The sequence below is a fragment of the Afipia sp. 1NLS2 genome (genome assembly GCF_000178995.1).
Classification (GTDB): domain Bacteria; phylum Pseudomonadota; class Alphaproteobacteria; order Rhizobiales; family Xanthobacteraceae; genus Afipia.
The window spans coordinates 1-12,843 of sequence record NZ_ADVZ01000004.1 but is presented as its reverse complement, the minus strand read 5'-3'; the positions used below and the strand labels follow the sequence as shown (position 1 = coordinate 12,843).

The following is a 12,843-nucleotide window of genomic DNA, read 5'->3' as shown; positions in this document are numbered from 1 at the left end:
TTGGAATGCCAGACGTGATACTGGGTTGGCCCATTATTCAGAACGCTGCGCACCCGGGACAGACTGATGAATCTCAGGAACATCGATCTCAATCTGCTGACGGTGTTCGATGCCATCTTAAGTGAACGCAGCCTCACCCGCGCGTCCGCCAAGCTGAACATGACCCAGCCCGCGCTGAGCAATGCATTGGCGCGGCTGCGCACCACGCTTGACGATCAACTGTTCATCCGCACCGCACAGGGGATGATGCCAACCGCGCGCGCCAAGCAACTCGCGGCTCCGATCCGTCAGGCACTCGATCTCATCCAGAATGGGCTGCGGAAACAGGAAGCATTCGAATTCGAAACCGCGACAAGGAAATTCGTGATCGCCATCAGCGATTATGGCGAAGCCGTCATCATGCCGCGCTTCGTCGATTGGCTCGCCACCGTGGCCCCTCACATTCAGGTGCAGATCAGGCCAGAACTTGGACGCCATATCAAGGAAGAGCTCCGTGACGGTTCGATTGATCTCGCCACCGACTATTTCAAGATCGAGGGTGATGAATTCCGCAACATCCATGTCATGGACGAACATCTCGTCTCGATGGTGCGGCAGGACCACCCGACGATCGGTGATCACCTGAGTATTGAGGACTATCTCTCGATCCCGCATGTCGTGCTGAAGCAGGACAAGCCGATCGTCGACGTCGTTCTTAAAAAGCACGGGCTGACGCGCGACATCGCGTTACAGGTGCCGCACTTTCTCTCGATGCCGCTAATCGTGCAGAAAACCGACTTCATCTGCACACTGCCGAAGCGCATGGCGCTGGTTTATGCCGACTTCTTCCGCACCAAGGTGATGAAGACGCCTTTGGAGTTTCCCAACATCCCGATCTATTTCATGTGGCACCAGTCGGTCGATGACGATCTCGGCCACCGCTGGCTGCGCAACGCACTCGCCGAACTATGCCACCGCTTGTGAGGCCTTATTTGGCCGGAGGCCGAATATGCTGCCCTCTCGCAATCGGGAGGCTCAGTAACAAGCCGTAGATATATTTGAGAGAATATTTCTCCCCACAATGCGGCCATAGTGATATGTACCTCTGTGGTTCGTTCTTTGGCTTGTTTCATTCCATTTTATGAAACAATTATGGACGACTGCGACAAGCAAGCTGCTGCAGCAATCCATTGCAGCCCGTAAGGTACTGAAATGAATTTGCATTCTCGTGCTTTTGAGACTCCGGTCGAGTCGAGCAAAAAGAAAGGCCTGAAATGGTGGGAGACCGGGACACGCCCGGACTACCGTTTTTCGCTCGCCAATGAGCGCACCTTCCTCGCCTGGATCAGGACATCCCTCGCCATCGTCGCCGGCGCGATCGGTATCGATCAGTTCGCGTCCCATCTCGGCTCCGCACAGTTGAGGCTTATTCTCTCCATCATCCTGCTGCTGGTCGGCGGGATGCTCGGAGGTGTCGCCTACACGCGATGGGCGCGCGCGGAACGTGCCATGCGCCAAGAGGCCGATCTGCCGCTCAGTTTCCTGCTTCCTTTCCTGGCCTTGTTTACGGCACTCCTGTCTGTCGGACTCGCCTGGCTCATCATCGCTTTCGGTTGATGTAGAGGAATGTGATGGACAGCAGAGACCCCGGTCTTCAACCGGAGAGAACTGGTCTCGCTTGGTCGCGCACCGGTTTGCTGGCTCTCATTGCCGCGTCCCTCTCGATCCGCATCGGACTTTCCGCCTCGGCGGCCATCCATCTGCTCGTCGCATTGCTTCTGGCCGCTCTGGGTTGTGCGAGCCTGCATCGCGGCCATCAACGGTCGCGCTACACGGCAGGCGAACAAGTCGTCACCGACACAAGCCGGAAGTATCTTCTGGGGGTGGCCATCATCGTGGTTCTAGCCTCCACGATCCACGCTGCCCTGCTCCTCACGCGGCTCATGAAATAAACGAAGACAATCCGGCCGGGATCTCCGGCCACCGTTCGCAGTCAAGCAGCAACAGACCGGACAAGGCGGACGACTGTCAGAATGACCATTTTCGTATTCAGCGTCGTTCTTTTCGCCGCCGGACTTCATGCCATCTGGAACGCCGTCGTCAAAGGCGGCAGCGACAAGCTGCTCACCACCGTGCTGGTCACGACATGGGCGACGCTGATCGCAGCGGTGTGCCTGCCGTTTCTTCCCGTTCCGAGCCGGGAAAGCTGGCCTTTCATCGGCGCTTCCACGCTGCTTCAGATCGGCTACTACGTGTTGGTCGCTAGGACCTATCACCTTGCGGATATGAGTCAGACTTATCCCTTGATGCGGGGCACCGCGCCGCTATTGGTCGCCATCACGAGCGTCGCCTTTCTCGGAAGCCATCTCAGCCCATCTGCCTGGGCCGGCATTGCGATCATCTGCGCCGGGATTCTTGCGATGGCAGCCTCCGGGCACGCGAACAACAGGGCCGGGCTGATGCTCGCCCTCCTGAATGCTGGGGTGATCGCAAGCTATACGCTGATCGACGGATATGGCGTGCGTCTGTCAGGCACGCCCGCCAGCTATACATTGTGGATCTTCCTGCTGACCGGCATTCCGCTGATCGCCTGGGCGTTCGTTGCGCGGCGCGTGGATTTCAAGAACTACATCGCCGCCAACTGGCATCTTGGGCTGATCGGCGGCGCAGGAACCATCATCTCCTACGGCCTGGCGCTCTGGGCGATGACACTTGCACCTGTTGCCGTAATCGCAGCCCTGCGCGAGACATCCATCCTGTTCGGAACGGCGATTTCGATGTTCATATTGAAAGAACAGGTCAGCAAGGTACGCATGATCGCCGTGTGCATCATCGCCACGGGTGCAGGAATCCTGCGCTTCGCCTAGGCATCTGCAAGTTCATCGATCCTTGCGGAGCAGGCCATCGCACAAAGTTAAATTCGCCGGTTCTGTTCGTCGACGAGGACGACCGAGGGCTTAAATCCGCGAGCCTCGTCGTTATCGAAGCTGGCATAGGCAACGATGATGACCTTGTCTCCGGTCATCGCCAGACGCGCAGCAGCTCCGTTAAGACCGATGGTGCCCGAGCCGGCCGGAGCCTCAATGACGTAGGTCGAAAATCTGGCGCCGGTGTCGATATTGAAAATATCGACCTTCTCGTTGATGACAAAACCCGCGGCATCGATAAGATTGCGATCAATCGAAATCGATCCTTCATAATGCAAGTCGGCTTCGGTGACCCGCGCGCGGTGAATCTTGCCTTTCATCAAAGTCACTTGCATTGAACGTCTCCTAAAGATCGCGGGCAGCCCGTCATAGACCCATGCAACGGGGCATACCCATGACCAGCCATCAAACTGCTGATGCGCTATATAGCGATGAACCCCTCCGGAAAAGGCGCGGGATCGAACGGACCCACGCCCGCATCGGGGCTATCGGGAAGGATTCGCAGGCTGCCGCCGGCTGCTTTGACATAAGCCTTTTTGCGCGTCCAGCACAGAAAAATCCGCCTATCCGCTGGCTCTGCCGGACACGAATTTCATCGTGTCATTACCCGCCGCGCACGCGCCTTGCGGCCTCCACGATCCGCGCGAGCTTGGTCTCGGCAGGGACCGCGGCGCAGATCGGATTGTCGGCGAAGGTCGCGAAGCCGCAATCGGGATGCAACAAGACACGGTCCGCGCCAAACAGATCGATCGCGTGCCTGATCCGCGCCTCCACATCCTCACAGCCTTCGACATGGGCGCATTTCTGATTGACGACACCGACGCCGATGCGGGCCTCCGCAGGCAGCGCACGCAACAGCTCCATCTCACCCGCGCGCGGCGTACACATCTCCAGAAGATATGCGCCGACCTTCATCGCGCCGAGCGTATCGAGAAGCGGCTCATAGCTTCCGGCCAATGCCACCGATTCATCCGGCGTCCAGTTGCCACGGCAAACATGAACCGCCGTGCGCGCACGCGGCACGCCATCGACGACGGCGTTCATCAGATCGCGGGCGAAGCCCAGCTCGTGCTCAGGACTGCGCGTCTCCGACAGCGCACCGCACATGAAGCTCGGCCGGCTCTTCGGGCCACTGAACACTACCTCCGACAAAACAGGCTCATCGAACTGCACCAGTGCAACGCCCGCCGCCATGAGATCGGCCAACTCCGCACGCAGCGCCGTGACGATATCTTCCGCAAGCTCCTCGCGCGATTGATAGGCGCGCTCTTGCAGGCACTCCATCCACATCGTCCGCGTCAGGAGATATGGTCCCGGCAGCGCCACCTTGATCGGCTTATCGGTGATGGTGGAAAGAAAATCGAATTCATGCAGCGCAAGCGGGCGGCTGCGGCTGATGCGGCCGAAAATGGCCGGATGGCGAACATCCGCTGCCGGTACATCGAGCGCACGCAGTTCGCGCTCGAATTCCTCCGGGTCATCGACCAACGGCAGGAGATCGGTCAGCGGAATCAACTGGCAATTGTCGAGCCGGGTGGCGACAAAGCTGGCGTAGCTGTCGCGGCGCTGCTCTCCATCGGTGACGATATCCACGCCCGCGCGTTCCTGCGCCGCCGCCGCAAGACGCACAGCGTCATCGGCGGTCTGATGGAAGGCCGCCTCCTCGAGCCGGCCTTCGACATAGGCGTGCATCGCATCGACCATCCAGCGCGGGCGCGGCCAGCTTCCGATGCCCGTCACCGCGAGCGGCGGAATCACGGGTGCAGGTCTGCGCACCGGCGCAGCGGCGGATGCAGCTTGCGCAAATGGCGCGGACACCTTCGCCGCCGGCTTTTCATCGGCCTTGCCACGCTCGTCGAACTTGCCCTTGCAGATCAGAAAGCTGCGCTGCTTGCCGGTCTTGGTGAACGACACCAGATCGTTCGAGGTCAACCGGCACCATGCGGGCAGATCCTCATCGACCGAAATCTCGGTGGAGAGAATTTCCAGAAGCTGGCCCTTCGCCATCGGATCGATGTGTTTGCGGATCAGCAGCAAAAGTCCGTTGCCGCAATCCAGATCGCCGCCGTCGAAGCTGACGTCGGAAGGAAAAGGATGGACTTGCGGAGTCGCGGCGTCGGTCATGATGATTGTCTCACACGGATGTTGGATCGGCGGAGGCCGGGTTCTGGGAACCATACAAAGTTTCGTACGCCGCCTGATCGAATTTCGCACTCGGCACGTCGATGAGGATGCGGCCGTGCGACAGGCCGATGATGCGGTCGGCATAGACGCGCGCGAAATGCACCTGATGCAGGCTGCATATTACGCCGACGCCGTCCGTGCGCGCGATGCCGCGCAGCAGTTCCAACACACCGGCGCTGGCGTTCGGATCAAGGCTCGCGACCGGCTCGTCGGCGACAATCAGGCTCGGCTGCTGCGCCAGTGCCCGCGCGACCGCAACGCGCTGCTGCTGGCCGCCCGACAACGTGTCCGCGCGCTGCCCGGCCTGCGCGAGTAGACCGACACGGTCGAGACATTCCATCGCCAATAGCCGGTCGGCGCGGGTGAAGCGCCGCAACCAGCCGCGCCAGGCCGGAACGTAACCGAGCCGGCCGGCGAGAACATTCTCGAGTGCGGTCAGCCGGTTCACCAGATTGAATTGCTGAAACACCACCGCAAGCCGGCGGCGCGAGCGATCGCGCATCGCGGCGATGTCGTCATTGTCGATCCACACACTGCCGTCATCAGACGCAAGCAGGCCGGCCATGCAACGAAACAGCGTCGTCTTCCCGGCGCCGCTCGGACCTAGCACCGCGACGAACTCGCCGTCATGCACGTCAAAACTGACATCCTCGATGGCCGCATACCCGTCGAACGCCTTGCTGAGACCATCCACCCGCATCCGGCAAGCACCATGATGGCGTTCCAGTATGGTCGATGCGATCGGCATGTTCATGACTTGCATTGTTTCCGCCATAGTCACACCAGTCGCTTGCGCAACCAGCCGGACAACTGATCCAGCGCGGTGACGACAACGAGGATGACGGCAATGATCGTGAACAGGCGCGGGAAATCGAGCAGGTCCATGCTGTTCTTCAGTTCCTGCCCGATGCCGCCCGCTCCGACCACGCCCAGCACTGTCGAAGCGCGGACGTTGAACTCCCACCAGAACAATGTCGTCGACAGCATCACCGGCAACACATCCGGCACCAGCGCATAAGCGATGGCCGTGAAACGCCCAGCACCTGTCGTGCGCACCGCTTCCAACGGCCCGAGATTCACATTCTCGATATGGTCGGCAAAGAATTTGGCGGCGCTGCCCCAGGTGTGCAACGCGATGCCAAGTACGCCTGCAAATGGACCCAACCCCACCGCTGCGACGAATAACAATGCAAACACAAAGGAGTCGATGCCGCGCAACGCGTTCAGAAACCAGCGTGCCGGATAATACAGGCGCGGCCACGGTGTGATGTTGCGGCTGGCAAGAATCGACATCGGAATTGCGAGAATGGTCGCCACCGTGGTGCCGATGGCGGCCATCGCGACGGTTTCTGCCGTGCGCAGCGCGAACAGCGGCAGTTCGTCGAATTTCGGCGGCCACGCCGTCATGATCCAATGGCCAAGCCGTGGCAGTCCGGTCGAGAGCTTCGCGAGATCGACCCCAGCGAGATTCCACGACACTGCGTAGAAGCCCGCGACGATCGCGACCATCACCCAAAACCGCACGCGCGTTCCCGTCGAGCCGCGTTGCATCACTTCAAGATCGGCGAGTGCGCGCTCGGCTCTACTCATCATCGTCGTCTCAGGTCGCAACCGTGACGAGCCGCGGCACTGCCGCAGCCCGCCATCAGCATCGTGCTCATGCCTTCGGCTTGATCTTGCCGACCGCGATACCTGCCTTTTCGATCATCGCGTAGGAGGCGTGGTCGGCAGGGACGAACCCGGTGTAACGCGGCGGCAGCAGCGTCTTGGCCTGCTCGACCGTGATCGCGGCCAGGATCTTTTGTACCTGAGCACCAAGCTCCTTCGGCGCATTGGCTGGCAACGCAATCGCATCGTTCGGCAGCGGGTCGGAGGTCCAGATGATCTTGTTGGCGCCTTCTTTGATCTTGCCGCTGGCGATCATCGCGTTGCGGTTGCGGTCGAAGTCAGTCGCCATATCGACCTGACCCGAACTCACCGCGATCTCGTTCGCGCCATGGGTCGCACCATCGGTGTATTTCCAGTAGGTTTTTGGGTCGATCTTCCAGACCTCCTTGGCGTAGTAGCTCGGGATCAGCCAGCCCGAGGTGGAGCCCACATCGGCGAAGGAAATCGATTTGCCCTTGGTATCGTCCGGGAATTTCGAAACCTGCAGATCGGGCCGCGCGATGATAATCGCATAATAGACCGGCTTGTCGTCGTACTTCACGGTCGCAACCGCCTGACAGCCCGTCTGGGCATTGGCGATGATGTAGCCCCACGGTCCCATCCACGCGACATCGAGTTGGTTGGAGCCCATCGCCACTGCCATGCCTGCCCAATCGGTCGTCGCGACGAGATCGAAATCGACGCCGAGCTCTTTCGCCAGATGCGCGAACACCGGCGTGTAGGCTTTCCTGGTGTCGTCAGCATTTGGCAGCAGCGGGCCGACACCGAAATGCAGCTTCTTCTTGCCCTGCGCGATCGCCGGCGTGAATAGCGTCGTCGCCGCAAGGCCCGCCGTCGTGACGATGAAATTCCTTCGCCCTTTATTCATATCCATAATGTCGTTTCCCCATGTTGAATGCTTGACGTTGAACTTTGAATCATGCGCGGCGGCGGCCGATTTCGTAACCGACGCCGATGCAGCCCAACAGCAGGATTCCGAAACCGGCGAGCATGCCCGGCGAAAGCCCGGCCACCACTGCGGACTGTGCAGCTTCATGCGTCGCCGGCTTGGCGCCAGTATTCGCGGCCACCGTCTGTCCGCTCGCCTCGACGATCGACTGATAAGTCCGCGCCAGCATGGCACGACCGACATCCTTGAGGATGGCTTGTCCTGTCACGCGGCCCTGACCGAGGACGAGATCGACATTGGCGACATCCGCGCCGCCGAGATTGACCGAGCGGTTGCCCTTCTTGTCCTCTACATGCCAGGCGGTGACCTTGTCGCCGTCGATGCGGTCGACCGCGACTTTGAAGTAGCCTTCCGGCCCGCTGAACGCCGCCCCCGGCTTCAGCCGGATCTCTTCCTTGTTGACCAGCATGAACCCGAAATTGTGTCCGGTCGGGCAGCCGACCGGATAAACGGCGAAGCGCGCGTCGGGCGCGTAGTCCTGCCCGTAATTGAGACTGAAGGTCTTGCCGTAGATTTTCAGGTTGGCCTTGCCGTCCTTGAACGGCTCCGGCCATGGCGACAGAAATCCGGCGACATCACCGTGCTCGAACACCAGCGCCTTGCGGGCGTCGTGATCTTCGATCAGCAATTCGTTTTTCACCGGACCGAGCGTGCGATTGAGAACGACCTTGCCGTCCTCGATCACTTCGATGCGTGCCGTGCCGGCCTCGGCATTCACTTCGGCGAGACGAATGGTGCGCGCGCCCGATGTCCATTGATCGCCCGCGCTGGCAAGACCGGAGAACACCTTCTCATCGGCCAGCAGCAGGCGGTCCATCCGAACGCCGGAAATCCAGTCAAACACCATCTTCTGCGGTGTGACTTCGCGGGCCTGCCCCTGATTGTAGAGTTGGGTGAAGCGCGTGCCCCACCAGGACGGCTCTGTCTGCGACAACACCGGAGAGCCGAACGCCCATTCCCAATCGGTGCCCGCGATGGTCTTCACATGCAGCGCATGGTTGGCGAGCTTCTCGTGCCCGACAGTTGCGTAATACTGATAAACCGTACCACCGACCACGACGCTCTTGCCCGCTGGAATCGTGACGTTCTCCTTCACGACGATGCTCATGTCGTAATCGACATAAGTCGGCATCCGACCGAGCACCGGCATCGGTTCGCCGCGCAACGCCACCTCGCCTCCCCAGGTATCTTCCAGATAGAACAAGCCACCCGGCGGAATCACCACTTCACCGTTCTCGACGCGGCTCTTGCGGATCACCACGCCGTCATATTTCGGCGGCCGCGGCACGCCGAAATCATCCTTCACCGCGACGCCTTGCGGCAACCCCGGCAGGCCCGGCACATAAGCGGGCTTCACCGGCCGGTCGGCGATCTCCGAGAATGGCGGCGGCGCGATGTCAGTCTTGGCGATGGGATGCGCGAGCGGCAACCCTGGCTTTGCGGGCTGCAGCACGGTCGCATAGTCGGTTGCCATTGCGGCAGGCAGCGGCAACAGCAGCAGGGCAGCAAGAGCCGTTCCGAGTTTACAGGTTCTGGCAAGCATCACGGCCTCCCTCAGACGGCTTTCGGATTTGACGAGATCGAGGTTTTGGAGCGCGGCACCGGGCATGAACTGCCTCGCCGCGACAGATAGAGTGCGCCCCACCCCGTCAACATCAGGGTGTTGAGTGCGATCAACCATTTCGGCAGGCCGGCGAACAGCGAGCCGGCGAGACCGAGCCCGACCACCGACAGCACCGGCGCAAGACAACTCACGCATATGGCCGACAGCGCCAGCACGCCGCCGCCCATCGCGGCGCCGGTGGCAACGCCGCCGCCGACGCGTCGCCCGATCGACAGGGCAAATCCGATAAAGGTTGCCGCCATTCCGACCGACACCGCGATCCAGATTTCGTCCTTGCGCTGAAAGCTGATCAACCACGCCTGTGAACGCTCGTACGTGAGTTGACCTGCGGCAACGAATTCACCGGGCAGGAAGCCACAATTCTCGGCGTCCGCCATCGTGTCCGGCATCTGGAACATGGCAAAGCTCAGTGCCATGTAACCCAGCGTCACCACCACAAATAAAGCAAGCAGCCACCGATAACGAAACATCAATGCCATCCCTTGAATGGACCATGCGCGAGCGTTCACACCACGCAAACGCTCGCGGAATTTGTCAGTAGCTGACGCTGGGGCAGCCATCGCCGAGGAATTCGACGAGCTTCGCGCCGCCGACGATCACCGCACCCGGCACCAGATTGTTCTCGTCGAGCCCGCGCTTCTTGAAGCAGGGCGAGCAGACGAACATCTGGCCGCCTGCTTCGGCAAAGCTCTTCATCAAATCCTTCAAAGGCGCGAAGCCCTCTTCGTGGATGTCGTCGGCATAGCCCTTCTGTGACAGCCGCGTGCCCTCGATCGATAGGAACACCACGACCTTCTTCTCGGACGCGATCGCCGCATTGGCGATGACGAAAGCGACGGTCGCCTTGTCGGTATCGTTCTTGGCGTGGGTCAGGCTGACGACGAAATTTCCGGCCATTTGAATCTCCTTTTAGATCGGCGTGTGAACTTTTCGAATCGGGAATCAGGTTTCTCTCGGGCGCCGCGTCACTCCCAGTCGAGACGCGAGCGAATCCAGTAGCTCTTTGTTTTCGGATCGTGATGCAGCAGTTCGTTGCGACTGAGCCGGCACCAGACCGGCAGATCCTCCGGCGAGCCTGGATCGACGGAGATCAGCTTGAACACCTGCCCTGGCATGGTGCGCAACCGATTGCGCAATTCGAGCAGCAGCGGGCCGCAGCCCAGATCGCCCGCATCCCATTCGACATCGGCGATAAGAGGCTCGTTCATAACGAACCAGCCCGACAGCGATGCTCTCGCCGGCTACGGCGCGCAATGCAACCCGCGCGACATATGAAAAACTGAACACAAACCAACAGACAAAATCCTCCCGCCCGGCTCTCACGCCAATGCGCGTCGAGCCGATTGCAAATTCTACGAATCAAGATGCGGCGTGCGCTCAGACAAGCGCACTCACATCAGTGACATTTTGGGAAAACAGCGATTGTTTTATCGAATAACGCCCCGTCAGAGACTGACGATGAATGCGGCTCACACGGAGCACTGCGGTTCGATACGTATCGCTGATGATACCTTAGGGGACACGCTTTACGCGGTCAAGAACAACAGCGGATGGAACGAGCCGGACGACATTCCGCCGCAGTAAAGCCGTTGGCGCGTTCTTTCGCTATTGCGTCGCACCAATGCAGAGTTTCGGAAATGGCCTTCAAATTTACAGATCGAACTCTTGCTCACCGGGGCAACGACCTTGGAATGGATTCTGTCGTCTCCACCGCCATTCCATCAATTCGAGAAGCTGCCACTCATCTCGTAAACTCTTGGCAAAATGCGGCAGCCGGGAATCGCTCTACCGAGCACAGGGCCTTACTCTGCTTCTTCGAAGCGAACTCGGCGAATGCTTCAATAATCCCAGATGGGATCAACCAGCCCTTCCGCGAACTCTACGATCGCGGCACGGTCTTGATCGCAAACGGCAACAAAGGCCTCCAGCAATCTCAACCGCAAATTCTCATCGCGTGAAGGGGAAACAACCCTCAAATTTCTGACGGGCTGCGGCTCAAGATTCTTGATAAGGCTAAGGCGTTTCATTGGCTTTTTCGCGCTTCCGATGCCTGATGTTTGCCTAACACCGGCCGCTTCGCTCTCGCGAAGCGCGCCGGTGAGATACGATTAAGCAGCAAGCTTTTTGCGATTATCCGCAAGCCTCTTATCGACAAGAGCGACGATGGCGTCGAGGACGGGATGACTCATGCCGATCTGGCGAGCCGTCAGCTGCACCAGCTTGTCGGCCCGTTCGATATTCGGAACGCCGTTGTTGAGCGCCCGTGCGGCGGAGGCCGGGCGCGAGAGGCTTTCCGCCGCCGCCGCGTATTTCTCGAACGGCACCATGTCGTCGCGCGAAGCGCCGAGCTTCACGCAGACATCCACCACGAAATTGTAGATCGAGCGCGATTCCTCGAGGTTGGAATGCACGGCCTCCTGTGCGGTGCGCATGCCGTCCGGCGTGATGCAGCGATAATTGCCTGCCATCAGCATCGCCCATTTCGCGAGCGGTACAAACAGCGAGTCATGGAAGCGCAGCTTCACCGGCAACTCGATCTTGCCCTCAGGCGCATCGAAGCGAACGTTCTGGATGTCTTGCTCGAGGTTGCGGAGCATCTCGTTGCTTTTCTCGTCGTCGAAGCGCGCAACCTTGAAGTTGGTCGGCAGCGTCACCTGCAGGACGTTGACCTTTTCCTCCGGCGGGCGCACCGCCTGCGGATCGGGGCTGCACAGCGTCAATTTGCCGGGATCGAAATTAGCCCAGACTTCGGGTGCGGTGTAGGCCGGCTTCAGCGCGTCAGCATCGAGACCGGGAATGCGCTGCATGTAGGGCAGCGGCGGCATGTTCATGATCGACATGCACGGTACGCCCGACTTCGCCACGGCATCGAGGAGTTCGCGCACGCCGGGCGAGCCATATTGCGGCTCCTGCATCGCAAGCCCGATCAGATCGTAATCTTTCGGGTTCACGTCGGCGGGTCCGGCGGCCTTCACCTTGCCGGGCAGCTTGCGGGAATCGATCTCGATCTGGTCCTTGCGGCCACGGATCGGCATCCGCACGCGGAAGCCTTCCTTGTTGATGAGATCCGCCTCCGCAGGGAGGCAGACGAGTGTCACGTCGTGGCCGCCGAACATCAATTTCGAGGCCAGAAGCGAGCCATAGGAGGCTCCGAGGATGAGGATGTTATAGTGAGGCATGGCTCTAATCCCAGGGTTCAACTCCGCCATCTGATGGGCGGATTCATTGAGTTCAGTCTTGGTCGTCGTCAGTCGTCAGTTTTTGATGATCTTGAGGTGGTTTGCGAGATTGGCGTTGGTGCGGTCTTCGAGGAGCTTCATGGCGGCAGCGACGCCACCGGCGCGATGCGGCACGCCCGCGATCGACAGGCCCAGCTCCACGCCCGACAGCGCGCCGAGCAGCGTCAGCTCGTTGCATTCGCCGAGATGACCGATGCGGAATACCTTGCCCGCGAGCTTGGTCAGGCCCGCGCCGAGCGACATGTTGAAGTTCTCGAGCACGACCTTGCGAAA

15 protein-coding genes and 1 pseudogene are annotated in these 12,843 nt (G+C 60.2%); 5 read left to right on the top strand and 11 right to left on the bottom strand.

From position 1 onward, the window contains the following. Positions 1-66 precede the first annotated feature (66 nt). From AFIDRAFT_RS14215 to AFIDRAFT_RS14200, 4 genes are all read left to right on the top strand, one after another. On the top strand, positions 67-963 hold the full coding sequence (locus AFIDRAFT_RS14215) for a LysR substrate-binding domain-containing protein (RefSeq protein WP_009340218.1): 897 nt from the start codon (positions 67-69) through the stop codon (positions 961-963). A gap of 228 nt (positions 964-1,191) precedes the next feature. Continuing rightward, positions 1,192-1,596: a YidH family protein gene (locus tag AFIDRAFT_RS14210; RefSeq protein ID WP_009340217.1), complete on the top strand. Its 405-nt coding sequence runs from the start codon at positions 1,192-1,194 to the stop codon at positions 1,594-1,596. Positions 1,597-1,610: 14 nt separating this feature from the next. After that, the gene (locus AFIDRAFT_RS14205) at positions 1,611-1,931 is read left to right on the top strand and encodes a DUF202 domain-containing protein (RefSeq protein ID WP_009340216.1); all 321 of its coding nucleotides are present in this window, start codon (positions 1,611-1,613) and stop codon (positions 1,929-1,931) included. An 81-nt stretch (positions 1,932-2,012) separates the two neighbouring features. Continuing rightward, complete coding sequence (locus AFIDRAFT_RS14200; protein ID WP_009340215.1) at positions 2,013-2,846, top strand: EamA family transporter; 834 nt, start codon at positions 2,013-2,015, stop codon at positions 2,844-2,846. Positions 2,847-2,893: 47 nt separating this feature from the next. Here the strand turns inward: AFIDRAFT_RS14200 and panD are convergent, their stop codons facing one another. The 9 genes from panD to AFIDRAFT_RS14160 all read right to left on the bottom strand — a co-directional run bounded on the left by panD (position 2,894) and on the right by AFIDRAFT_RS14160 (position 10,539). Beyond that, a complete protein-coding gene (gene panD, locus AFIDRAFT_RS14195) occupies positions 2,894-3,241 on the bottom strand; it encodes an aspartate 1-decarboxylase (protein WP_009340214.1) in 348 nt (115 codons plus the stop codon). Positions 3,242-3,509: 268 nt separating this feature from the next. After that, complete coding sequence (locus tag AFIDRAFT_RS14190; RefSeq protein WP_009340213.1) at positions 3,510-5,030, bottom strand: sulfurtransferase TusA family protein; 1,521 nt, start codon at positions 5,028-5,030, stop codon at positions 3,510-3,512. A 10-nt stretch (positions 5,031-5,040) separates the two neighbouring features. Then, the gene (gene phnC, locus AFIDRAFT_RS14185; RefSeq protein WP_245258186.1) at positions 5,041-5,844 is read right to left on the bottom strand and encodes a phosphonate ABC transporter ATP-binding protein; all 804 of its coding nucleotides are present in this window, start codon (positions 5,842-5,844) and stop codon (positions 5,041-5,043) included. Positions 5,845-5,867: 23 nt separating this feature from the next. Next, positions 5,868-6,683, bottom strand: a complete 816-nt coding sequence (gene phnE / locus AFIDRAFT_RS14180) for a phosphonate ABC transporter, permease protein PhnE (protein WP_009340211.1) — start codon at positions 6,681-6,683, stop codon at positions 5,868-5,870. Positions 6,684-6,747: 64 nt separating this feature from the next. Further along, entirely contained in the window at positions 6,748-7,632 is an 885-nt protein-coding gene (locus AFIDRAFT_RS14175; protein ID WP_009340210.1) for a phosphate/phosphite/phosphonate ABC transporter substrate-binding protein, read from the bottom strand. 43 nt (positions 7,633-7,675) lie between these two features. Then, positions 7,676-9,316, bottom strand: a complete 1,641-nt coding sequence (locus AFIDRAFT_RS14170) for a hypothetical protein (RefSeq protein WP_009340209.1) — start codon at positions 9,314-9,316, stop codon at positions 7,676-7,678. Continuing rightward, a complete protein-coding gene (locus AFIDRAFT_RS20275; protein WP_009340207.1) occupies positions 9,262-9,801 on the bottom strand; it encodes a hypothetical protein in 540 nt (179 codons plus the stop codon). The genes AFIDRAFT_RS14170 and AFIDRAFT_RS20275 overlap by 55 nt, the downstream gene beginning before the upstream one ends. A gap of 64 nt (positions 9,802-9,865) precedes the next feature. Further along, entirely contained in the window at positions 9,866-10,228 is a 363-nt protein-coding gene (locus tag AFIDRAFT_RS14165; RefSeq protein ID WP_009340205.1) for a DsrE family protein, read from the bottom strand. 68 nt (positions 10,229-10,296) lie between these two features. Further along, positions 10,297-10,539 (bottom strand): sulfurtransferase TusA family protein, encoded by a 243-nt coding sequence (locus AFIDRAFT_RS14160; RefSeq protein ID WP_009340200.1) that lies wholly within the window; start codon positions 10,537-10,539, stop codon positions 10,297-10,299. 483 nt (positions 10,540-11,022) lie between these two features. Between AFIDRAFT_RS14160 and AFIDRAFT_RS19850 the strand changes: the two genes are divergently transcribed. Continuing rightward, positions 11,023-11,289, top strand: coding sequence for a hypothetical protein (locus tag AFIDRAFT_RS19850; protein ID WP_210160517.1), 267 nt, complete (start codon positions 11,023-11,025; stop codon positions 11,287-11,289). Between the two features lie 150 nt (positions 11,290-11,439). On the opposite strand, the gene AFIDRAFT_RS14150 is transcribed toward AFIDRAFT_RS19850, so the two are convergent. Both AFIDRAFT_RS14150 and AFIDRAFT_RS14145 read right to left on the bottom strand, forming a co-directional pair. Beyond that, positions 11,440-12,510 (bottom strand): ketopantoate reductase family protein, encoded by a 1,071-nt coding sequence (locus AFIDRAFT_RS14150; RefSeq protein ID WP_009340196.1) that lies wholly within the window; start codon positions 12,508-12,510, stop codon positions 11,440-11,442. A 75-nt stretch (positions 12,511-12,585) separates the two neighbouring features. Further along, a pseudogene (locus AFIDRAFT_RS14145) lies at positions 12,586-12,843 on the bottom strand (serine--glyoxylate aminotransferase); the annotation flags it as partial.